17 protein-coding genes and 1 pseudogene are annotated in these 22946 nt (G+C 53.8%); 14 read left to right on the top strand and 4 right to left on the bottom strand.

The genetic code is table 11. The annotated features are described in order from the left end of the window. Positions 1-146: 146 nt before the first annotated feature. The 4 genes from SK3146_RS15320 (at position 147) to SK3146_RS15305 (ending at position 4602) form a co-directional block, all read left to right on the top strand. Entirely contained in the window at positions 147-575 is a 429-nt protein-coding gene (locus tag SK3146_RS15320; protein ID WP_249865840.1) for a hypothetical protein, read from the top strand. A 325-nt stretch (positions 576-900) separates the two neighbouring features. Beyond that, positions 901-1710: an RNA polymerase sigma factor SigI gene (gene sigI, locus SK3146_RS15315; protein WP_249866311.1), complete on the top strand. Its 810-nt coding sequence runs from the start codon at positions 901-903 to the stop codon at positions 1708-1710. Beyond that, positions 1703-3337: an anti-sigma factor domain-containing protein gene (locus SK3146_RS15310; protein WP_249865839.1), complete on the top strand. Its 1635-nt coding sequence runs from the start codon at positions 1703-1705 to the stop codon at positions 3335-3337. The genes sigI and SK3146_RS15310 overlap by 8 nt, the downstream gene beginning before the upstream one ends. Before the next feature lie 248 nt (positions 3338-3585). After that, positions 3586-4602, top strand: a complete 1017-nt coding sequence (locus SK3146_RS15305) for an aldo/keto reductase (RefSeq protein ID WP_249865838.1) — start codon at positions 3586-3588, stop codon at positions 4600-4602. Between the two features lie 197 nt (positions 4603-4799). Here the strand turns inward: SK3146_RS15305 and SK3146_RS15300 are convergent, their stop codons facing one another. Next, on the bottom strand, positions 4800-5369 hold the full coding sequence (locus SK3146_RS15300) for a hypothetical protein (protein WP_249865837.1): 570 nt from the start codon (positions 5367-5369) through the stop codon (positions 4800-4802). A 357-nt stretch (positions 5370-5726) separates the two neighbouring features. On the opposite strand from SK3146_RS15300, the gene SK3146_RS15295 reads away from it, so the two are divergent. Both SK3146_RS15295 and SK3146_RS15290 read left to right on the top strand, forming a co-directional pair. Beyond that, positions 5727-6674 carry a Gfo/Idh/MocA family protein gene (locus tag SK3146_RS15295; protein ID WP_249865836.1) on the top strand — a complete coding sequence of 316 codons (948 nt, stop codon included), beginning with the start codon at positions 5727-5729 and terminating at the stop codon, positions 6672-6674. A gap of 90 nt (positions 6675-6764) precedes the next feature. After that, the gene (locus tag SK3146_RS15290; protein WP_249866310.1) at positions 6765-8945 is read left to right on the top strand and encodes a PAS domain-containing protein; all 2181 of its coding nucleotides are present in this window, start codon (positions 6765-6767) and stop codon (positions 8943-8945) included. 87 nt (positions 8946-9032) lie between these two features. On the opposite strand, the gene SK3146_RS15285 is transcribed toward SK3146_RS15290, so the two are convergent. Both SK3146_RS15285 and SK3146_RS15280 read right to left on the bottom strand, forming a co-directional pair. After that, on the bottom strand, positions 9033-9218 hold the full coding sequence (locus SK3146_RS15285) for a hypothetical protein (protein ID WP_249865835.1): 186 nt from the start codon (positions 9216-9218) through the stop codon (positions 9033-9035). After that, positions 9215-10312 carry a DUF4062 domain-containing protein gene (locus tag SK3146_RS15280; RefSeq protein WP_249866309.1) on the bottom strand — a complete coding sequence of 366 codons (1098 nt, stop codon included), beginning with the start codon at positions 10310-10312 and terminating at the stop codon, positions 9215-9217. Before SK3146_RS15280 ends, SK3146_RS15285 begins: the two co-directional genes overlap by 4 nt. A 229-nt stretch (positions 10313-10541) precedes the next feature. Between SK3146_RS15280 and SK3146_RS15275 the strand changes: the two genes are divergently transcribed. From SK3146_RS15275 to SK3146_RS15245, 7 genes and pseudogenes are all read left to right on the top strand, one after another. Further along, positions 10542-11681, top strand: a complete 1140-nt coding sequence (locus SK3146_RS15275; protein ID WP_249865834.1) for a response regulator — start codon at positions 10542-10544, stop codon at positions 11679-11681. 45 nt (positions 11682-11726) lie between these two features. Continuing rightward, entirely contained in the window at positions 11727-14816 is a 3090-nt protein-coding gene (locus SK3146_RS15270) for a hybrid sensor histidine kinase/response regulator (RefSeq protein WP_249865833.1), read from the top strand. Between the two features lie 253 nt (positions 14817-15069). Next, entirely contained in the window at positions 15070-15432 is a 363-nt protein-coding gene (locus SK3146_RS15265) for a response regulator (protein ID WP_249865832.1), read from the top strand. 164 nt (positions 15433-15596) lie between these two features. Further along, positions 15597-17165 (top strand): annotated as a pseudogene (locus SK3146_RS15260) (catalase). Positions 17166-17340: 175 nt separating this feature from the next. Then, the gene (locus SK3146_RS15255; protein WP_249865831.1) at positions 17341-17775 is read left to right on the top strand and encodes a MerR family transcriptional regulator; all 435 of its coding nucleotides are present in this window, start codon (positions 17341-17343) and stop codon (positions 17773-17775) included. Between the two features lie 21 nt (positions 17776-17796). Beyond that, on the top strand, positions 17797-18993 hold the full coding sequence (locus SK3146_RS15250; RefSeq protein WP_249865830.1) for an MFS transporter: 1197 nt from the start codon (positions 17797-17799) through the stop codon (positions 18991-18993). 313 nt (positions 18994-19306) lie between these two features. Next, the gene (locus SK3146_RS15245) at positions 19307-20128 is read left to right on the top strand and encodes a metallophosphoesterase family protein (protein WP_249865829.1); all 822 of its coding nucleotides are present in this window, start codon (positions 19307-19309) and stop codon (positions 20126-20128) included. Between the two features lie 209 nt (positions 20129-20337). On the opposite strand, the gene SK3146_RS15240 is transcribed toward SK3146_RS15245, so the two are convergent. Continuing rightward, complete coding sequence (locus SK3146_RS15240) at positions 20338-21555, bottom strand: MFS transporter (RefSeq protein ID WP_249865828.1); 1218 nt, start codon at positions 21553-21555, stop codon at positions 20338-20340. A gap of 205 nt (positions 21556-21760) precedes the next feature. Between SK3146_RS15240 and SK3146_RS15235 the strand changes: the two genes are divergently transcribed. Further along, positions 21761-22843 carry a Gfo/Idh/MocA family protein gene (locus tag SK3146_RS15235; RefSeq protein ID WP_249866308.1) on the top strand — a complete coding sequence of 361 codons (1083 nt, stop codon included), beginning with the start codon at positions 21761-21763 and terminating at the stop codon, positions 22841-22843. Positions 22844-22946: the final 103 nt, after the last annotated feature.

Below are 22946 nucleotides of genomic sequence, written 5' to 3'. Positions count from 1 at the left end.
AGGCCGTCTAATGAGCATGGAGGGCACACGGCCCTTCCACGTGTTCCGGATACTGTAAGCAATATGGGTCAATGGCGGAAATAGAGTAGGTAGGCTTATTCTTAGATGCGGTTTTCCTGAGGGAGAACTTACAGGAGGCATGAATCATGAGCTTTTGCTGCGGCGCCAGTATGATTGGAACGAAGGGTACACTTAAACATATACGAACACAAATTCACAATGTTCCTCTTTTATTTTGTCCCGTTTGTCATCGGGTGGAGGTTCATTATTTGGTAGAAAGCGAGTACGATATTTTGGCCGAGTACGCGCATGGCGACGGAGCCCCTGAGGTTGACTTTCAGGAATATGTGGAGAACCGCAGCCAAGCGGAATTATATGAGAACTGCGTGAATCATGAAAACGAAGATCCTCTTGAGGTCGTACGCAGTCAAATCGATATGTCTTTGGACCTTTTGATGGTGGCTAAGGCATGGGGCGATGTCGAGTGGGAGGAACAGCTGAAACGAAGGCTGAATATCCTAAGCCAGCGCAAGAGCAAGCTGAAGAACAAAAGGTCGATGCGCGGCTTGTCATAATCGACCAAGACAACGTCTCTTATTTACGGGAGACGTTTTTTTATTTTAAGCGGCTGACGCTTCTTAATAGGCCATTGTATGTAAAATTATTCATTTTTAGGTATGAAATGTAACTCGATGGACCGCGGCAGGTCTTTTTGAAAAAATAACTAATTCCGTAGAACTACCTTTGTGTAAAAAGGTGAAAAAGCGGATGGGAAACTCCCGTTTCGGGGCCAAAGAGGTTTGGGTCTAATTACCTGTGATATAATGTTTTTGCAGGGACCAATCGACCCCCCCAAACGGCTGTGAGGACAGCGAAAAACTATAGTGTGAGGTGGAACGATTGCTGCTCGTTTTATTTAAGAGATTTCTTGGAAAACGCCAGTCTCACCACCCTGAAGCATCGGATTCGCAAACACCAGAGCAACTCGTGATTCGGATTCAAGAGGGTGATTTACGCCTGCGCAACCAGTTTATTACGGATTATCAGCCGTATGTTGCCAAGGTAACGAGCCGGTTTTGTAAAAGATACGTTGATCCGGCTAGAGACGATGAGTTCAGCATCGCTTTAGGCGCTTTTAACGAAGCCGTTAACCAGTTTTCCCCACAGGCGGGACGGTCGTTTCTCGGTTTTGCCGAGCAGGTCATCCGACGCCGTTTGATCGATTATGTGCGTAAGGAGCAGCGGTTTTCGCAGCAAATTCCTTATAGCATGTTCGAGGTGGAAGACGAAGAGGATAACGTCGTCAACCCGGTGGAAATTCACCAGGCGATCGAACAGTACGAGAAGCAGAAAGGAATGGAGGAGCGGCGCAGTGAAATTGTAGATTTAAACCGTTGTTTGGCGGATTTCGGTATTCAATTCTCGGATCTGGTGGATGTGTCTCCCAAGCATGACGATTCCAGGCAGGCGTTGTTTGCCATAGGCAGAAAGCTGTCCCGGAATTCCGAGCTGATGCGGACCATGCTGGCCAAGCGCATGCTCCCGATCAAAGAGTTGTTGGACATGGTGCAAGTGTCCCGGAAGACATTGGAACGTAACCGGAAATTCATCATCGCTGTCGCACTTATCTATAACGGTCCATATCCATATCTCCGTGATTACTTACATATTAAGGATGATGCAGCTGAAGGGGGGGTAGCAAATGAATAAAGGCATCGTCATGGAGATGACGGGCAAAAGCATTATCGTCATGCGTCCGGACGGCAAATTCGATAAGATTCCCCGCAAAAACCGCTCTTGCGAAGTGGGCGAGGAAATTATGTATGCCGATTCCGGCGTCAATTGGCGCAGCCCGTCCGTAGCCGGCCGTTCCGCATTCGTAGCGGCGGTCGTGTTCTGCCTGGTTATATTTGCCAGCTTTGCCGGCAAATTGGGCAGCTCCGAAGTCGTTGCCTATGTATCGCTGGACATCAATCCATCCGTAGAGATGGGAATCGATGAAAAGGAACGAGTGCTCGAGCTTCGAGGCCTGAATGATGACGGGTCAGAATTAATTCAAACGGTAGATTATAAGGGGAAAACGCTCGAAAATGTAACCGCCGCTTTATTGGATAAGGCGGAGCAGAAGTCATTGGCGCAAGGCGAAGGGGATATCGTCATTGCCAGCTCCGTCGTGCAGGATCAAAGCCCGGTGAACGACTCGCAGATTGCGGAGAAGCTTCGCCAGCAGGTATCCGACCATATTAAGCAGACGCATCCCGAGCAGGCGCAGGCTTATCAGGTAGAGGCATTCGCCGCTCCGCAGGAGGTCCGTGAGGAAGCGAACAAAACCGGCGTGTCCATGGGGAAATATTCCGTCTATCTCAATGCCAAAAGCAATGGCGTCGAGGTGACGCTGGACGATCTGAAGAAAGAGTCGATTCACCAGATCATCAAGAAAAACCCGGACATCAAAAACGCCGTCGTTCAGCCGGATAAAACGCCTTCGAAGGCCGATTTCAAGAAGCTGGTCGAAGAGGAAAAATCGGGCGAGCTGGACAAGAAGCTGCAGGAGCGAAAGCGGTCGATCACGGCAAGCTCCAAGGATAGCTCCAAGGATAATGCCAAAGACAACGATAAGGACAGCTCCAAAGGCGACTCCAAGAGCAATTCCGGTCTTAAGGATAATTCCCGGAACAATGACAACGCCAAAAACAGCGGAAAGCCGGCCGCGAGCAGCCTGAGCAATAAAAACGATCCCAAAAAGCCCAACGGAACCGGCGTCGGCCAAAGCGGCAAAAAAGAAGACTCGAAGGACGACCGTAACGATAACGGCAAATCCGACGACCGCAAGGGCGACAACAAACCGTCCGGAAATTCCAAAAGTCCCATTACAACGCCTGTCGTAAAGCCGGGATCTTTGAATCCCGGCACGTTACGTCCCGGATCGGACAATAAGCAGGATAGCGGCAAAAAAGCAGACGGCAAGGACGATTCGAAAAAGGATGACGACTCGAAAAAGAACGACGATTCCAAAAAGGCGGATGATTCCAAAAAGCAGGATGACTCGAAAAAACAGAGCGATTCCAAGAAAAACGATGATCCTAAGAAAAACGACGACTCTCAGAAGAAGGACGATCCCAAGAAGGTAACCGACCCAAAAAAGGATGATGACCGCAAGCGCGATGAGCAAGGGCGTTTGCGGGATGATTCCAACCTTCAGCAAGGGCAGCAAAACGACAAGCAAAAAGAAGACGACCGGAAACAAAGCCCAAGCCGGACAAATGACGCTTCCAAAACAGACGATAAAAAGGATGACGATAAAAAGAGCGACAGCGGCAGCAACCGGTGGCGCTAGAAGCCCGGTGGAAAAGGAGACGAAGCAAGAGCGGTCAACAGCGATCGGAAGACGCCTCCGCATGTGCAGTCGCCGTTTTCACCATGCTTCCGGTAACGATAACGGAATAGGCCAAATTCGACACAGCTGCCGTGATGGCGGCTGTGTTTGCTCTTTAGAATGAAACGCTCTCATGACGGATGGGGGCGGTTGTGATAAAATGAGTACTTGAACGACAGGATGCTTGCTGGGATGAGGAGGAGAAGACGATGAGATACAGTGAATTTGGAAAAACCGGACACCGGGTGTCCGCGCTAGGCTTCGGAGCGATGAATTTGCCGGGGGTGCCTCTGAATCAGGCGGGAGACGCTTTGAATTACGCGCTGGATCACGGAATCAACTACATCGATACGGCGGCGGGATACCGCAATAGCGAGGAAATTATCGGGGAAACGATCTCTCACCGGCGTTCGGACTATTTTTTGGCGACCAAGACGAACAAGCGGGACTATGCCTCGGCCAAGGAAGAAATCGAACGCAGCCTGACCAGAATGAAAACCGATGTCATCGATCTGCTGCAAATTCACTATGTTAACTATGTCAGCGAATACAAGCTTGCCATGGAAGAGAACGGAGCCTACAAGGCGGCGTTGGAGATGAAGGAGGCCGGAAAGGTTCGCTTTATCGGCATTACCGGGCATCGTCCCGAACTGCTGGCTAAGTGGATCAGCAAGGGAGACTTCGATCAAGTGTTGTTTCACCTGAATTTGGCGCAGCCGTTCGCCCTGGACGAGCTAATTCCGATGGCGACGAAGATGGGAATGGGCAAAGTAGCGATGAAGCCGTTGTCGGGAGGATTCATCCAGCCGGTCGAGAAGGCCATCCGCTACCCGTACAGCCAGGATGTTCATGTGATCATATCCGGTATGGTCAGCGTGGATGAGGTTCGGCAAAACCTTGCCGCTATGGAACGCGAAGTGGAGCGGGAAGAACGCGAGGAGCTGGAATCGCTGGCTCTGGAGCTTGGCAGTCATAATTGCCGCCGCTGCAATTACTGCTCCTGTCCGATCGGGGTGACGATCCCCGATATTATGATTTCGAGCCAAGTGCGGCAGACGTTCGGTTTATTGCCCAAAGGCAGCGGTTTTTACGATAAGCAGAAGGATAAAATTTTATCCTGTGCGGACTACGAGCCCTGTAAGGAGAAGCCGCTTTGCGAGGAAAAATGCCCGTATCATCTTCCTATGCAAAAAGTGGTGCAGGAATCCGCGGCTTATTACGGATAAGGCCTTTCATCCGGGCAAAAGGAAAACTAGAAAACGTCGCTTGAGCAAGCCGGGCTTGACGCCGTATATTAGCGAGCTGTAATGCTGCAATTCATCGAAGCGGTTGGGCGATGAAGAAGCGTCCGTTAGCGGCAAGCACACAAAAATGCCGCTTCGCGCCTCGGGCGCGGGCGGCATTGCCATGCTCGCTGGTTCGGTTAAGCGGAGATGCTCTTCTTCTTGCTTGGGGAAGCGGCTGCGGGCGCGACCATAGAAAGCGCCGTTTCCTCCAAATCCTGCATGCGGATGACCAGCCGGCTGATTTCGTCCGTCGTGTAGGACAAATTCGCTGTTCGCTGAGCGAGCTGCCTCAGATTAATACCGATCCATCCTTGCTTGCGGCGATGGCCGGACAAATCGTAGGCCAGTACGGAGGCTGCCGCTCCGCTTGCTTGGGCTGCCGCTTCTCCCGGTTTGGCTTCGGGGGCGATATCGTTCAAATGAAAATAGAGCTTGCTGCAGTTCCAGCGCAAAAAACCGGGCTTGAACGAGATGACGACCAGCGATTCCTCTCCGCCGGCTTGTTTGAAGATAGAAATGTTCTTGCGATCCCTGCGGATACGGATATATTGATACCGTTTTTTATCAGGCAAAAACAAAACGATAAAGATCGGCATCGCGCTGGCGGCGAAAATGCACATGTCCGATTGGAATAAGTACGCCAGTCCTAATAATCCGGCAAAAGCGATAATGGATACAAAAAACAACCATGTGGTTTTTTTCGACAATTGAGCCATCCTCCAGATGGAATACATGATGATGAATCAGACAATATTCGCAATATTCCTATTCTACCATAACGGTTAAGGCAAATTAAAGAGAGACGACGTTTTGTAGCATGTCAATTTTATGGAAGCGGAAGCAGGCGCGGATGAAAGCGTCGCAGCGGAGATTCCCGCTGTCGTTATTAGTCGAAATTCTGAATAACCCGGGTGTTTTACTGTCGATTTATGAAAAATGCTATGAAACCATACAAAATATAATGACAGTGAACAGACGGCTGCGCTACTATAGATGTGGAAAGATTGCGGGACAGCAGGACGTCTTGCAATTCCTGCAGAACGTTCTTAGGGGGAAACCGCCGCGTGAAATATAGAATTGGAATCATTGGGCTGGGAGACATCGCACGGAAGGTATATTTGCCGCTGCTGTCGGCCGATGAGAATGTAGAGATTATCGGCGTGAGCAGCCGAACGCCGGCTGCCGTAGAAACCATCGCCGGCCGCTACCGAATCCCGGGGAAATACGATTGCGTAGAAGGGCTGCTCGAAGCGGGACCCGACGCGGTATTCGTTCATACCTCGACGGAAGCTCATTATGAAGTAGTGATGGCTTGCCTGAAGCGGGGGGTGCCCGTGTATGTAGACAAGCCCCTCTCTTACGATTACCGCGAGTCGGAGACGATGGCCCGTTTCGCTCTGGAGCGACAAACGCTCCTTGCCGTCGGTTTCAACCGACGTTTCGCGCCGTTATACGTTCGGGCGCGGGAGTGGATGGAGGAAGCGGGCGGCTTCGAGTGGTGCGCGGCGGCCAAGCATCGATTGAAGCTGCAGCACCACAGCGCCAAACATACGCTGTACGACGATCTGATTCATATGCTCGACTTGCTGCTATGGCTCGGAGGCGACGATGCCGATCCGCTGCATTATATCGAGCGCACGAACGACGATGGCCGGCTTTTGTGCGGAGCGGGCAGCCTGGCTTTCCCCGGGCATTCCGCCGCGGGAACCCGCAGCGGACAGTTCAGTATGGTAAGGCGCGCAGGTACCGATCTGGAGAGGCTGGAACTGCACGGCGGGGGCCGTTCCGTCATCGTGACCAACATGGAAGCGGCGGAGCTGCATCAGAAGGATGAACTGCCGCAAGCGGCGGGCTTCGGCAGCTGGGATACGATAATCGAACGCCGCGGCTTTGCTGGAGCGGTACGCCATTTCCTGGCAAGCTTGCAAGACGGCGGCTCATGCTCGATCCGGGCCGATCGGGTTCTTCCGGTTCATCGGCTGATTGAACGATTATCGTCCGTAAGGGGATGACGCATGCTTGTTTATTCGCCAACAACCTGAGCCAATAATTCCGGCCGTTCGAACCGGTTTGATTAAGGAGGTCGTACATAGTTGATATCCATGCACCCGGATCATCCTTCTTTTTTCGAGCACGCATTCTCGCTGGCTCCCATCGGTATTGCCATAGCTTCTATTGGCGGAGAATGGCAAAAAGTGAATCGGGCGCTGTGCGACATGCTCGGCTATGGGGAGCAGGAGCTTTGTTCTATAGATTATCGCGAGATTACCTACCCGGATGATCTGGCTTTGGCTGAATGGCAAATTCAGCAGCTGCTGGAGGGCCGCTTCACCTCCTACTGCATCGAGATGCGGCATTACCGTAGGAACGGAAGCGTGATATGGACATCCAGACACGTTTCGTTAATCCGCAACGAAGACGACCAGCCTTACTGCTTCTATATTCACTTGACCGATATTTCGGACCGCAAGCATAGCGATCAGGTCTATTCGACTGTTTTTGAGCATTCGCAGGACATCATCACATTCAATTCTTTGGACGGAACATGCCTGTACGTATCGCCGGCCGTGAAAAGTCTTCTTGGATATGAGCCCGAAGAGATGGTTGGCCGGCAGCAGCACGGGCTGCTTCATCCGGACGACAAGCAGGGAGTGCTGGAGCGCGCATACGCCGATACGGATAAGATTTGCGCCCGATACCGGCACGCCCGAGGTCATTATGTCTGGTTCGAGACGTCGATCAAGCTCATCCGCGACGAGCAAGGCGAACCCTGGAAGATTATGGGCGTAGGGCGCGACGTAACGGAGCGGATAGAAGCGGAGCAGGCGCTGCTTAAAAGCGAAAGGGCGCTTGCGGAAGCGCAAAAAATTGCATCGATCGGCAGCTGGGAATGGGATATTCCGACGTCTCAGGTAATCTGGTCCGATGAACTGCTGCGTATTTGCGAGCTTCGCCGTGAAGATTTTGCCCATACCTACGATAGTCTGAAGCAATTCATTCATCCTGACGATCTGGGCACGGTACGGAAGCTTGTGCAAAGAGCGATCAACGGAGAGCCGTACAGTCTGGAATGCCGCATTGTGACGGCCAGAGGCAATGATAAATATGTACATATCCAAGGCATCGTCTTAACCGATGAAAGGGGAAACCCGTGCAAAATGCTCGGGACCGCCCAAGATATTACCGAACGGAAAAAAATGGAGCTGCTGCTGGAAGAAACGATTGACCGTTACACTTCGCTGAAAAAGTACAATCCGGATGCCGTCATATCATTGGATAAGCTGGGGTATATCGTTTCGGTGAATCCCGCCGCCCAGAATATGTCCGGGTACAGCGCGACGGAACTCGGACAGCTGCATTTTACCGATTTGGTATACGGGCTAAACGACGATAAAATGCGTGCCGAAGCGTGGTACCAAAGATTTATGCGGGGCGAAATGTCCGAAAGCGAGGAGGTTCGCGTGCTGCATAAGGACGGCTCCGTTCTCGATCTGCTGGTAACCCCCGCCCCGATCTTCGTTCGCCGGGAAATGGTAGGCTGCTACATTATGATGAAGGATATTACGATGCAGAAGCGTAAGGACGAGCTGCTGCGCCAATCCGAGAAGCTGTCCGTCGTCGGCCAGCTAGCCGCAGGGGTCGCCCACGAAATCCGCAACCCGCTAACCGCGCTCAAAGGCTTCATTAAGCTGATGATGCATTCCGGTCAGCAATTCCCCAAATACCTCGGCATTATGAAGGAGGAGCTGGAGCGGATCGAGCTGATTGTCAGCGAGCTGCTGATGCTGTCGAAGCCGCAATCCGTTCATCTGCGCTGCGTTAATCTGAAGGAGTTGACAGAGGAAGTCAGGGCGCTTATCGGCACCCAGGCGATTATGAGGGGCATCGAAATCGATCTGGAATCCGATCTGGAGCATGTTCCCTTATATTGCGATCCGAATCAGATCAAGCAGGTGATTATTAATTTTCTGAAAAATGCTATCGAAGCGACGGGCCCGGACGGTGCGGTTTGCCTCCATCTAAAGAACGATGAAGGCGGGGGCACGCTGCTGCGGATTATCGATCAAGGCTGCGGGATACCGGAGGACAAAATTAATAGAGTAGGAGAGCCGTTCTTCACGACCAAAGAAGGCGGTACGGGACTTGGGATTATGATCAGCCGCAAAATTATCGAGCATCACGGGGGCACGATGGCCGTACATAGCAAAGTCAATGAGGGGACCGTCATCGAAGTGCGTTTTCCCGTCCCCGATATGCAGCCGGTACAGCGCGCGCAAGCTTGAGCGATCCGGAAACAGAAAAGGCCCGATTGATTTAGAAAGACTTCTAAACCGGTCCGGGCCTGCTTGGCTGCGGTGAAATATGGACGATTAGCCCCGTTTTGCCGCGGCAAAACGGCTTTTGATCAGTTCAAGCGCCTTGGCGCTCTCTTCCTTTTGTTCCCGAAGCAGGTCTTGGAAGCTCTTCTTTGGGGAAACGAACAGAAGGGCGTCTTTGGGCTGCTCCCCTACGGCGACGGAGATTTCTCCATTCTTGGATACATATACGGTAGTCATAGCCGCATCCCTCCAATCATTTTTCGCGCAAACTCCAATATCATCGGATTTTGATCCATTATAGCATACAAGATATCGTCGCGGAAAGAGACAAACTTGCCCGTATTCCAGCTGGAATCGGCAAGGAAGTGGCAGGTTAAGATCCGGTCTCGGCATTTCACGGTTAAATACAGCATTTGCTTCTCTTCGCGGAAAAAAAGCTGCTCGGTATTGGCGCGTTGGGCGGTAATGGACACATAGGACTGCTCGTTGTCGATTTCGTAATAAGGCTCGCTGGTAATGGCTCCCGTCACGAACGCAAGATTCAAACGGTTACCGCTTCGCTCATAAATGGTGAGGGCCGAGCAGTTTTGGAAGGTGCCGATGTCCTCTGCGAACAGATTGCCGTAATGATGCCGCACGATGCCGCCCTTTAGCTTGTCCATCAAGGCGGCAAGAAATTGTATCGTTCCTTCTTGGGAAGCCGTTTGAAACGCGCCTGCGCAATGATCGATAAATTGATGAAATTCCTCGTAAGCCTGAATTTGTTTCATGTATGCGTCGAATGTCCGCTCCAAAGGCAGCAGCAGGACGCCCCGGCGCAGCAAATCGCTGAAATACTCTTTCCAATGGATCGAAACCCCGAGCGACAGCTCTTCGAAATAGATGCCCTTCTTGACCAGATCGTCGATAAAAAACCAGACGTAAGGATCGATATGCGGCGGAATGCCGGAAGCGGCCTGCAGAGCGGTTACGAACTCCGCGGCTTTGGGGTAGCCTCCGGTTTTTTCCATATGGTTGTCGGCGATTCGTTCCATGACGGGTTTGACCTGAGAGAAATAACTGTGCTTGACGCCGGATTCGACGAATACGAGAATTGTTTTGTTCAAGCGGGCCGCCTGAATATATTCCAAATGCGTAATCGTTCGGTCGTAGGCCGGATAGAAGGTGCCGCCCTTATCTTTGATGAATAATAGAAATATATCGGATTCCTCTACTTTGTCGAGACATTTCTGCAAGGGATTTTGGTGAGAGTCCCAAGGACCGAAATTGCGCTCGTACATGAGAGGGGCGTGTCCCATCGCGGTCAGCTCATCGAATACGGCATTGCGGATGGACTTAAGCTCATCCTGCCCGACCGAACTGATAAATATATTGGTTTTAGCCAGAGCCTTCGCCTCCTTCCCTCAAATTCGACGGGTTGCATTTTTCATAGAGATGCGCATGCTTGGTTTCATTGTCATAGATTCCCAAAATAAATGCAATAGTTTTGCTTTTCTTTCCGCCGGGGATAAGGTATGTTGGGAATAACAGCTGCAGTGTTTGCAGGAGGAGAGTTTAAGAATGAGAGCGATATTGATAGATGATGAGAAGCTGGCGCTGCTTCATTTGGAGAGAATGCTTCAAATGGACGGACGGGTGCAGGTAGACGGCAAGTACACGTCCGCAAGAGCCGGACTCGAACAGCTCGCCAAGGAGCCGCCGGACATCGTATTTCTCGATATCGGAATGCCCGGAATCAACGGACTGAAGGCGGCGGAGCTGATTCAACAAATCGACGAGCGCATCCGCATCGTATATATAACCGCTTATTCGGAATATGCGCTTAACGCGTTCGAGCTGCATGCGCTGGACTACCTGCTGAAACCGGTGACGCCCGAACGGCTGCACAAGACTGTCGAACGGATAGAAGCTTATCTTAGTCTGCGCTCCGGCAAGAAGGAGGAGGCGAAGGAAGAACCGGCGATACTCTGCTTCAAGCGGCTGGACAGCACGCATTTTCAGAGCAAGCTGCAGTTCAGAACGTTAAGGGCGCAGGAGCTGTTCGCCTTTCTCCTTCATCAGCATGGCCAATGGGTTTCCAAAGAACTGATTCTCGATACGGTTTGGCCGCAATATACGCAGGACAAGGCGCTTACTCATCTGCATACGGCGGTTTACCAGATTCGCAAGCAGCTGAAGGAGTGGGACGCGGAGGCATCGATCAAATACGCCCATGACAGCTATTGCCTTGTCAAGGCCCGACTGACGACCGATGTGGAGCTGTTCGAGCGCTGCTTGACGGAGAAAGCGGCGGACGAGGAGCGGCAGATGCGGCTAAACGAGCAGGCGTTCGCTTTATACCGCGGAGATTATTTGGAAGAGCATGACTATGCGTGGGCCAAGCCTAGAAGAAGAGAGCTGCTTCAACGCTACATTCGCCTTGTGTACCGGATGGCCGAGCATGATATGGGGAACGGCCGGGAACTTCAGGCGATAGAAAGGCTGTGCGCGGCGCAGGAGAAGGAGCCTTACTCAGAGGACATTTGCAGGCTGATCCTGGCCGCATACGGGCAGCTGAAGGATGCCGACGGCCTGCGCCGGTATTACGAGGCGTTCGCGCAGTTTCTGATGAGCGAGCTGGGTACGGAGCCGGAGGAGCAGACGGCGGAGCTGTATACGAAGCTGCAGCGGGGGCTTTCATCGCTGCCTGCGGGAGAGTAAGCGTTATAACCGGTCTTCGTCAAGACCTACAGGAGAAACGGATACATGAGACATAACCGGGGAGTTTTAATTGCGGCGGTCGTATTGATTGTTTTACTGCCGCTCTTCGCGTACGTGGATACGAAGAATGCTTCCAGTCATAGCCCTAGAGCGGTGCAGGCGCAGATGGATTTATCCGGCTGGAGCTTTGCCGAAGAGGGGACCGTGCGCTTAATTGGAGAATGGGAGTTTTACGGCGGCAGGCTGCTGACTCCGGAGCAGTTCCGAACGGACGAAGCGCCGGTGCCCGGGAAGATGGCTGCGGTGCCCGGCAGATGGAACGATTATATGGAGTCGGACGGAGAAATCGGGGCGTACGGCTACGGGACGTACCGGCTGCATATTCATCTGAAGCCGGACCATCCGCTCTTGTTCGGCATCCGCACGGACAATATCCGGCTGGCCAATAAGGTGTATGTGAACGGCGAGGCTGTGGGGGCGAGCGGCACTCCGGGCACATCGGCCGAGACGAGCGTTATGAACAATATTCCGTATACCGCTTTTTTTCCCGTATCCGGGGACGAGGTCGAGATGATCGTGCAGGTCGCCAATTTCGACTATTCCTCCGGCGGGATTATATACCCTATCGTATTCGGCGATCAGCAGTCGGTCATGAAGAGCAGAGATTGGGAATTTATGCTCGATCTGGCGTCGGCCGTAGGCTATTTCATTCCCGGATTTTTCTTTCTGGCGCTCTACCTGCTGCGGGCCCGCGACCGATCGCTGCTTTATTTGGGCGGATTTTGCCTCTCGGGGGTCGTCTACGTGTTGACGCACGGGGAGAAGCTGTTGGGGCTTGTCTTCAGCGGGCTCAATTACGATCTGTTCATGAAGCTGCAGATCATTGCGTCCGCTCTCGCCTATTATTATTTGCTGCTGTACATTGCCGCGGTCATGCCGGGAGCGATTCATAGCTGGGCTCTTAAGGCGTGCACATGGGTGACGGGTTTCGAACTTGCCGTAGGGATATTGTTGTCTCCGAGCATCGTGTCCGACCTGGAGGTTCCGCTGTTGTCGCTTGCGCTGCTGACGGTGGGCTATGTGCTGTACGCTCTGCTTAGGGTGGCGTTGCAGCGGCCGGGAGACTATGTGTTCGTGATGACCAGCGTCATAGGCATTTTGCTGCCGATCATCAACAGCATTTTGAATGTCGCCGGGCTGCTGATGAACCAGATCTTGTTTTCGGTAGGGATGATCGTCTTTATCGTGACGCAAGCGCTGCTGCTTGCCAAACGGTTTGCAACATCGTTTCATGAGGTGGAACAGTTGTCCCGGAAGCTGATCACTTTGGATGAGCTCAAGGACGAGTTTATGGCCAATACGTCCCATGAGCTGCGGACGCCGCTGCACGGCATCGTCAACATAGCGGAGTCGATGCTTGAGGGAGTGGCCGGGGCGATGACGGAAGCCCAATCCAGACATTTGGCGACGATCGTCTCGACCGGCAGGCGTCTGTCTGCGCTCATTAACGATATATTAGACTTCGCCAAGCTGAAGAACGGCGAAATCGTATTGCGCCGCCAGGCGGTCGATGTGCAGACGGTAGCGGACTCGGTGATGGAGGTCGTCCGTCATGTCAGCCGCAAGGATCGCGTGAGTTTGATTCAGGAGCTGCCGGACGATTTGCCGCCGCTGAACGCGGATGAAGACCGGCTGAATCAGATTTTGTACAATCTGCTCGGCAATGCTTTGAAGTTCACGCACCAGGGCGAGGTGAAGCTGACCGCGCGGGCGGATGGGGAGCTGGTGACGATTACTGTCGCCGATACGGGAATCGGCATCGCACAGGAGCGGCTGCAGTCGATCTTCCAATCGTTCGAGCAGGGAGAGCCGAGCGGAGAGTCCGGCTTCGGCGGAACCGGGCTGGGCTTGACCATCACGAAGAAGCTGGTGGAGCTGAGCGGCGGGAGGATCTGGGCGGAATCCGAGCTCGGAGCGGGCTCGCGATTCCATTTCACGCTGCCGGTTGCCGGCAAAGCCGCGGAATCGGGGAGCCCGGCCGCGGCGGCGCGGCGAATCGCTGCGCCTGCGGCGGAAGAGGCCGCCGCAGGCCGGGAGGCGGAGAATCCGCCGCTGCACGGCGGCGACCGCGGGAAGGGAGCCGTGCTGGTCGTAGACGATGATCCGGTCAATTTGCAGGTTATGATCAACCTGCTGTCCGTAGATCATTATGCCGTCACCGCCGTGCAGCACGGGAATGAGGCGATCGATCTGCTGGAGTCGGGCGAGCCGTTCGATTTGGTCGTGACGGACTGGATGATGCCGGGCATGTCCGGCCTTGAGCTGTGCAGAATGATCCGCGAGCGCCATTCGCTCTATGAGCTGCCGGTGCTGATGCTTACGGCGCGGAGCCGGCCGGAGGATATCCGTACCGGCTTCGAGGCCGGAGTGAACGACTTTCTCGCCAAGCCGGTCGACGCCAAGGAGCTGCGGGCCCGCGCGAGGACGCTGATCAAGCTGCGGCGGTCGGTACAGGAGGCGATCCGTTCGGAAATGGCCTTTCTGCAGGCGCAGATCAAGCCGCATTTTTTGTACAATGCGCTGAACACGATGATCGCGCTGCTGCCGACCGATCCGGAGAAGACGACGGAGCTGCTGAACAAGCTGAGCCAATATTTGCGCAGCAGCTTTGATTTTACGAACCGTGATCAGCTGACGACGCTGCGCCGGGAGATGGAGCTGGTTGACGCTTATTTATTCCTGGAGCAGGCCCGATTCGACGAGCGGCTGCAAATACGCTGCGAGGTGGAGGGGGATCTGAACGTGCTGCTGCCTCCGCTTACCATTCAGCCCATCGTGGAAAATGCGGTTCGGCACGGTATTATGGTCCGGGAAGAGGGAGGGACGATCCGGCTGCGCATTGAGGAGCACAGGCAGCGGCTGACGGTAGCGGTATCCGATGACGGGGTCGGCATGTCGCGCGAGCGGATCGCCGAAGTGCTGTCCGGCCGCGGCGCGAGGCGCGGAGTAGGGATCGTGAACATTCACAGCCGTCTGATGTCGCTTTACGGCTGCGGTTTGCAAATTACGAGCGAACCGTATGCAGGTACGACCGTGAGCTTCGATATTCCCAAGACGCCCGCTGCTGCCGAGTGAGGCTGCGACTACGAACGGGCGGAGGGGTTTGGCAAAGACATGGATTCGCCTAATATGCATAAATATGCGAAGCAGAGCCGCTGAGATTGAAGCGGCTCTGCTTCGCATATGTTCAGAATCGATTCAGAGCGGGCTGCTATAATGGAGCGGCATAGAGCTGCGGGAGCGGAAGGGAAGCAAGGCGCAGTCCGCTTCGAAAATAGCGGCGGCTCTCTCTACAAACGTGAGAGCATTCGGGAGGTTGGGGCAAACGATGGCTGACATTTTGGTCGTAGACGATGCGGCTTTTTTGCGTAAAATGCTGGGCGATATACTGATTGCGATGGGGCATCGCATTGTCGGCGAAGCCTCGGACGGAGAAACGGCCGTTCAGTTGTATAAGAAGCTTTCTCCGGATTTGGTGACGATGGATATTACGATGCCCGAAATGGACGGGATCGAAGCGTTGAAACGAATCCGGAGTTACGATCTTTGCGCGAAGGTGGTGATATGCTCGGCCATGGGACAGCAGAATATGGTCATTGACGCGATTTATGCGGGCGCCAAAGATTTTATCGTCAAGCCGTTTTCCACCGACCGGGTGCAGGCCGCCGTTGCCAAAGTGCTGGAACCCTAAGGCGGTTTGTTTCCGTTGTCCTCCTGATGCGGTCAAGCATAAAAATGGCGAATCAGTCAGAAAATACTTGAGTGCATTAGACGAATAGGAGGATAATGATGCAGCCAAAGCATATAATAGTCTACGCTGTTGATGAAGGGCCCGGCGGACCCGCCGACAATAGGATGGGAGCGGGAGAGAATGAAATGACGCTCACCGACCGCCAAGGTCATCCCATCAAAGACAATCAGAACGTCAGGACAGTAGGAAGCCGCGGGCCGACGACGCTGGAAAATTACCATTTGCTTGAGAAGATATCCCACTTCGACCGCGAACGGATACCGGAGCGGGTCGTTCATGCGCGGGGAGCCGGGGCTCACGGTTATTTCGAAGCCTACGGCAAGGTCGGGGACGAGCCGGTGTCCAAGTATACGCGGGCCAAGCTGTTTCAAGAGGAGGGCAAGCGAACTCCGGTATTCGTTCGTTTCTCTACGGTCGTCCATGGGGGGCATTCCCCGGAAACGCTTCGCGATCCGAGAGGATTTGCCGTCAAGTTTTATACGGAGGACGGAAATTGGGATCTTGTGGGCAACAATCTGAAAATATTTTTTATACGCGATCCGTTGAAATTCCCTGATATGGTTCATTCGTTCAGGCCGGACCCGGTTAATAATCTGCAAAATCCGGAGCGGATGTTCGATTTTCTTTCCAACAGCCCGGAAGCGACGCATATGGTCACCTTTTTGTTCTCGCCATGGGGCATTCCTGCCGGTTATCGCGAAATGCAGGGCTCGGGCGTCAATACATATAAGTGGGTCAACGCCGCGTGAGAGGCGGTTCTGGTCAAATATCATTGGGAGCCGGTCAAGCGGAAGATTCGCAATTTAACGCAGCGGGAAGCCGACGAAATACAAAGCGTCAATTACAGCCATGCCACGCAGGATTTGTACGAAGCGATAGAACGCGGAGACTACCCGGAGTGGGAGCTGTGCGTGCAAATTATGAGCGACGACGAGCATCCGGAGCTTGATTTTGACCCGCTGGACCCGACGAAGCTGTGGGATCATGAACAATTCCCGTTTCGGAAGGTAGGGAAAATGGTGCTGAACCGCAATCCGGAAAATTATTTCGCCGAGGTGGAGCAGGTGGCCTTCGGTACCGGCGTGCTGGTGGACGGGCTCGACTTCTCCGACGATAAGCTGCTTCAAGGAAGAACGTTCTCTTATTCGGATACGCAGCGTTACCGCGTAGGGACGAATTACTTGCAGCTGCCGATCAACGCGCCGAAGAAGCGGGTCGCGACCAATCAACGGGACGGGCAGATGACCTATTTCGTCGATCAAGCTCCCGGACAAAGTCCTCATGTCAACTACGAGCCTTCTTCGCTGGACGGTCTGAAGGAGGCGGAACGCCGTGGAAGAGAGCATGAGCCGCGCTACGACGCGAGCTTGGTCCGTCAGAAGATCGACAGAACGAACGATTTCGGACAGGCCGGCGACACGTACCGGAAATTCCAGGATTGGGAGCGCGATGAGCTGATCGCCAATCTGGTTGCGAATCTGAGCGTCTGTAGGCCGCATATTCGGGAGAAAATGATCGGATACTTTACCAAGGCCGATCCCGAATATGGCAGAAGAGTGGCGGAAGGTCTGCAGCTGCGGGATACGCGCAAGGCGGACCCGAATGTCAGTTCGTCTATGGCGGAAGGAGCCGGCGCCGCACGACAGATGGGCGGGAACACCGACGGTTACTAGGGGACACATACGATCATGGAAAAGGAACTGCTCCAAATCGGTTCGAACGGGCCGGATGGAGCGTTTTTTTCTTATGTACTAAAAGACAGGGGGTAAAAATAAAAAGAAATACTTGACGTTAACGTTAAGGTTAGATATGATGGATACTGTTAGATTGACACGGAGGAGCTGCATAATGACCGAAAAATATAAAATCGACGATGTGGCCAAAGAGTGCGGATTAACCAAGCGGACGCTCCGGTATTATGAGGAGATCGGGCTGCTGCCTCCCCCGGAACGAAGCGAGGGGGGCATCCGGTTGTATACCCGCGATCATATCGACCGGCTTAAGAAGCTCATTAACGCCCGCGATGTGCTTGGATTTTCCTTGCAGGAGCTGCAGCATTACGTCAGCATTACGGAGGAGTTGGAGAGCCACCGCCAAGGCTACCGCCTCATATCGGACGATTCCGAAAAGAAGCGCAAGCTTGAGGAACTGGAGCCCGTCGTGAAGCATCAGCTGGATTTGATCGAAGAGAAGCTGGTGAAGATGATTGAGATGCGCGACGAGATCAAGCAATTCCATAACCGCGTGCTGAACGCGATCAATAAAATGGATCAAAACCAATAAAACAAGGAGATGGAAGAAATTATGGATTCCTCATCATCGCAGAAAGGAAGCTTGTTAAGTCAGCCGAAGGCGGTATGGGCCGTCGGCTTCGCCTGCATTATCGCTTTTATGGGGATCGGTCTGGTAGACCCGATCTTGCCCGCCATTGCCGAGAAAATGAACGCATCGCAAAGCCAGGTGACCTTGCTGTTCACCAGCTATAATATCGTCATGGCCGTGGCCATGCTGATTACCGGAGTCGTGTCGTCACGGCTGGGGACCAAATGGACGCTTCTCTGCGGGATCATCATCATTGCCGTATTCGCCTCGCTGGGCGGCGCCTCGAACAGCATCTGGGCGCTTGTCGGGCTGCGCGGCGGTTGGGGGCTTGGCAATGCGCTGTTCGTAGCTACGGCATTGTCCGCTATCGTGTCCCTGTCCAGAGCGGGAACGGCTCAAGCTATCATTTTGTACGAAGCCGCTATCGGACTCGGGATTTCGGTCGGACCGCTGCTCGGCGGGGAACTGGGCTCCATATCATGGCGCGGTCCGTTCTACGGCGTCGGCGTATTAATGGTGGTGGCATTTATATTCCTCTTGGTCATGATGCCCAAGACGAAACAAATGACGAAGGCCAAAAGCTCCATTCTCGATCCGTTTCGGGCTTTGAAATACCGCGGTTTATCCACGCTCGGGATCACCGCTCTGCTGTATAACTTCGGGTTCTTTACTTTGCTCGCCTACGCTCCTTTCGTCATGCAGTTGAAGGAACGCGGTCTGGGCTATGTCTTTCTCGGCTGGGGCCTGCTGCTTGCCGTCACATCGGTATTTGTTGCTCCGCAGCTGCAAAGACGGTTCGGCACGATCTCTTCCATGTGCGCTATGCTTACGCTGTTCGCGGCGACGCTGCTTGCGATGGGCATATGGACTTCGAGCAAGGCGGTCGTTATTATTTCCGTTATCATTGCCGGAGCTTTCCTGGGCAATAATAATACATTGATTACTACGGCAGTTATGCAGGCAGCGCCGGTGGAACGTCCGACCGCTTCAGCCGCGTACAGCTTCCTGCGCTTTCTCGGAGGAGCTATCGCTCCGTGGCTGGCGGGCAAATTGGCGGAATGGTTCAACCCTCATGTTCCGTTCATCGTAGGCGGATGCTTCGTGCTCGTCTCGGTGCTGTTCGTGCTGATGAATCGGAACCATCTGAAGCATATCGATCATGCCGACCCGGCACATTAATAGTTAATACGAAACGCATCAGTCTTCCCCGCTGGGAGGGCTGTTTTTGCTTTTTTTTGCTCTCTCGGCGAGTTTTTTTATCAAGAACCGTTTCTTTTCCAAGGCCGGTGAGGTACGATGCTATTGACGGAGAGGATTGCTAGGTATTCCGTGTTTTTGGGACAAACCTGCCCGCACAGGGCCCGGTTTCATGGCGTATCGGTCAATAGCCGGCCGGACCGGCGCGCAGGACAACCCCCGTCATAGCGCAAGCAAAGTGCGGCATATAGTAGGAAAAGGCAAGCAGTTCGTCAAAAATGGGAGGGTACCAGGTATGCGTATTGCATTGTTGGGAGATTTTCATTATTCACGGATGGACGGCGGTACGGCCGAGATGCTTGAAGCGAGGGATGCGGCTTACAAGACGATGCTGGATGCGTTCTTGCAGACCGAGGCGGATTTGCATATTTCGCTAGGGGATCTTACGCACGGCGGATACCCGGAGGAATTCCGCTACGTTTTTGAGCAAATTAACGGCAGCGGGCGCAGCTTTATTCACGTGCTGGGCAATCACGACACTTATTCGATTCCCAAGACCGAGATTCTCGCCATTACTGGCCAGCAGCGTTACGGCGCGATTGAATTGGACGAAGCCAAGCTCTTATTCCTCGATTCTACGAAGGAAATGAATCGTTCGGATTGGGGCGGAGAGCTGGACGAACGGCAGCTCGCATGGCTTAAGGAGCAATTGGAGCAATCCGGCGGCAAGCCGGTGCTGGTGTTCGCTCATCATCCGGTATACGATACGACGGCGCATTCGACTAAGGACAAATTATCGATTCATCCCGATATCGATATCCAATCGGCGCTGCGGGCGAAGCAAGGCCCGGCTTTCTACTTCTGCGGGCATAACCACATCAATTCGATCGTGTCCCGCGACGGCTGGCATTACATACAAACGGCGGCTTGTCTGGATCATCCGGCCTTTCGCCTGATCGAGCTAAGCGGGAAGAAGCTGACGATCGGCTTTGTGACGATGGAAGATGAGACGCTTTCAAGCCATATCGAACGGTTTAATACTCAGGTGAAAGGTTTCAAACCGACAGCCGATGCACAGGGATTGGAGCAAGACCGTTACTTGCAAGTGGGCTTATAAAGGTAATGCACAAATTATCCACAGTGTTATCCACATAATAAACAGATCATTCAGACTTGCTGTGCATATGTTTAGACGTTCTGTCAACATATCCACAGATTTAGTTATTCACATGCTGCGCTGCGGCCGCCGTTCTGCGGCGGGCAGAAACGGAAAAGCCAACCTGAGTCAGGTTGGCTTTTTGCTGAGCCGGGCCGGGCGGGAACCGGTTATTTCGAGGTCTCTTTCAAGGGAGACGAAGCCGCATTGAAGGAGAACTTGGGCATTTTCAACAGCAGAGCGACAAGCAGCAGCATACAGCCGTTGATGGCGAACACGATGGGAATCGACAGCTGCGTCGCCAGGAAGCCGCCGATCAGCGGGCCCAGCAGCAGCCCCATCTGGTTGGCGGATTGGTTCAGGCTGAAGGCGCGGCTGCGGAAGCCCGGGTCCGTATGCTTGGCGATAAAGGCGTTAAGCGCCGGGAAGACGGCGGCGAAAAACAATCCGTATACGAAGCGCAGCGATCCGAAGCCGACCAGATTGTGAAACAAAATTTGCAGCAGATTGCCGATTCCGCCGCCGATGAGCCCGATAAAGAGCACCTTCTCGTAGCCGACCTTCGTTCCGATTCTTCCCCAACGAGGCGCGGCGATCAGCGTGGCGACGCCTACGGCCGAGAAGATGATGCCTGCGTGCAGCGAAGCCGAATTTTGCGAGGAACCGAGCTTCAGCACATAGATGGTAAGCAGCGGTTCAAGAATAATGATCGAGGTGGAGGTAATAAAGACGATGAACAGCGCCGACATCAGCATCCGGTTCGACGCCGCTTCTTTAAGATCCTTCGTCACGGAGGAGCGTTTCCCTTCCGAGCGGTTGAACGACGGCTCTTTAATCCACAAGAGCGCAATGAGGAAGGCTATCAGCACCATGATCCCCGCGAGAAAAAACGTCTGCCGCGGTCCGACCCAGTGGCTTACGATGCCTCCGAGCAGCGGACCCATGATCGATGCGGTCGCGCTGGCCGTCGACATGATCCCGAGCGCATAGCCGACATGCTTCTCCGGCGTATTGGTGGCTACGAGCGCTATCGCCGACGGAATATAGCCCGCCAGCAGCCCTTCCATAACCCTCACCAAAATTAATTCGTACGGATTTTGCACGAGAAAATATAAAAAGTAAGCGATCGACAGGCATAGCCCCGCCCTTAGCATCATCGGCTTACGGCCGTACTTGTCGGCGAGCGAGCCCCAGAACGGAGCGATCAGCGAGCTGGCCAGAAAAGTAACGGCAAAGATAACGCCCGTCCAAGCTTCCAGATGATCCGTCACCCCGAGTTCATCCTGCAAAAAAATCGACATAAACGGAATGGACACCGAGTAAGCCATACTGACGAGGAACGCGCCGATCCATAAGACGATAAGATTGCGTTTCCAGAACGAATCCACGAGAAAGCACTTCCTTTACTGCATTTGGTATCTATCATATCACGCGAAGACTGGGTTTCCCGATAGAACGTTTTTGTCGGACGATAAAATGTTGCGATGAATAGCGCTTGAGACGCGCTTTTTTTATGGTATGGTGGTATGATGGTTTGGAAAAATATGCTGGTTTCCTGCCGGTAGGGAGGAAGCCTGTTGGAGGTAAACGATGATGAGCAAACCCGTTCAATTCAGTATTATCGGCGGCGCGGGGTTTCGCGCGCAATATTATCTTCGCATCGCCCAAGCGCTTCCGGACCGGTTCCGCGTGAGCGGCATGGTAGTCAGGGACGAGGCCAAAGGACAAGCGATGCAGCGGCAGTGGGGAACGAACGTGTATCCGTCGCTGGAGAAGCTGCTGGAGCGGGAGCGTCCGGATTTTGTCGTCGTATCGGTTAGTCGCAGCGCTTCCCCGGATTACTTGCTCCGGTTGGCGGAGCTGTCCATCCCTGCCCTGGCCGAAACTCCTCCGGCTCCCGATCTGGAAGGGCTGCTGGAGCTGCACGAGCGGCTTACGCTTCGCGGAGCCCGGGTACAGGTGGCCGAGCAGTACCATCTGCAGCCGATTCAGGCGGCACGGCTTGCGTTCATTCGCTCCGGTCGGCTCGGCCGTATATCCGAGGCGTCGGTATCGATTTCGCATTTGTATCATGGCGTCAGCCTGATTCGCAAAATGCTCGGAGCCGGCTTCGAAGAAGTCCGTATCCGGGGAATGCGGTTTACGTCCGACTGGGTTGCGGGGCCCGACCGCAGCGGGCCGCCGGCCGAGGAGAGAATCGTTGCGCTGCAGCGCGACTTAGCCTGGCTCGATTTTGGCGATAAGCTGGGCATTTACGATTTTACGAAGGACCAGCATCGCTCCTGGACGCGCTCCAATCATTTGTCGGTGCGAGGGCAGCGCGGCGAAATTTTCGATAACCGGATTCGCGTACTGGCCGATCATGCGACGCCGCTCTATCTTGATCTTAAGAGAATTAACCGCGGCGAGGAGGAGAATCAGGAAGGATATTTCCTTAAAGGCATTATGGCGGGGGATCAATGGCTGTATGACAATCCGTTCGCCCCGGCGCGGTTGTACGACGACGAGATCGGCATCGCCTCCTGCTTGCAGCTGATGGCCGAATATGCGGCGGGCGGGCCGGAATTTTACAGTCTTCGCGAAGCTTCGCAGGACCATTACCTCGGGATGATGATCGAGCGGGCTATCGCCACCGGAGAAACCGTAACGGCCGTCCGCCAGCCTTGGGCGCTATAATCGTACGCTCAGATGTAAGCGGGGAGAGCGCCCTAAAACTTCAATGGATGGAAATGGGCTTACACGGATAAATTAAACGACAAATGAGACAATCTGGGTGATT

The organism is Paenibacillus konkukensis, assembly GCF_023523925.1.
Lineage (GTDB): Bacteria > Bacillota > Bacilli > Paenibacillales > NBRC-103111 > Paenibacillus_S > Paenibacillus_S doosanensis.
This window is presented reverse-complemented; position numbering and strand designations above follow the sequence as displayed.

What these genes read in the sequence shown, in the direction of transcription:
- SK3146_RS15320 (WP_249865840.1), top strand. Translation starts at nt 147, where the DNA reads ATGAGCTTTTGCTGCGGCGCCAGTATGATTGGAACGAAGGGTACACTT.
- SK3146_RS15310 (WP_249865839.1), top strand. Translation starts at nt 1,703, where the DNA reads ATGAATAAAGGCATCGTCATGGAGATGACGGGCAAAAGCATTATCGTC.
- SK3146_RS15305 (WP_249865838.1), top strand. Translation starts at nt 3,586, where the DNA reads ATGAGATACAGTGAATTTGGAAAAACCGGACACCGGGTGTCCGCGCTA.
- SK3146_RS15290 (WP_249866310.1), top strand. Translation starts at nt 6,765, where the DNA reads ATGCACCCGGATCATCCTTCTTTTTTCGAGCACGCATTCTCGCTGGCT.
- SK3146_RS15285 (WP_249865835.1), bottom strand. Translation starts at nt 9,218, where the DNA reads ATGACTACCGTATATGTATCCAAGAATGGAGAAATCTCCGTCGCCGTA.
- SK3146_RS15275 (WP_249865834.1), top strand. Translation starts at nt 10,542, where the DNA reads ATGAGAGCGATATTGATAGATGATGAGAAGCTGGCGCTGCTTCATTTG.
- SK3146_RS15270 (WP_249865833.1), top strand. Translation starts at nt 11,727, where the DNA reads ATGAGACATAACCGGGGAGTTTTAATTGCGGCGGTCGTATTGATTGTT.
- SK3146_RS15265 (WP_249865832.1), top strand. Translation starts at nt 15,070, where the DNA reads ATGGCTGACATTTTGGTCGTAGACGATGCGGCTTTTTTGCGTAAAATG.
- SK3146_RS15255 (WP_249865831.1), top strand. Translation starts at nt 17,341, where the DNA reads ATGACCGAAAAATATAAAATCGACGATGTGGCCAAAGAGTGCGGATTA.
- SK3146_RS15250 (WP_249865830.1), top strand. Translation starts at nt 17,797, where the DNA reads ATGGATTCCTCATCATCGCAGAAAGGAAGCTTGTTAAGTCAGCCGAAG.
- SK3146_RS15245 (WP_249865829.1), top strand. Translation starts at nt 19,307, where the DNA reads ATGCGTATTGCATTGTTGGGAGATTTTCATTATTCACGGATGGACGGC.
- SK3146_RS15235 (WP_249866308.1), top strand. Translation starts at nt 21,761, where the DNA reads ATGAGCAAACCCGTTCAATTCAGTATTATCGGCGGCGCGGGGTTTCGC.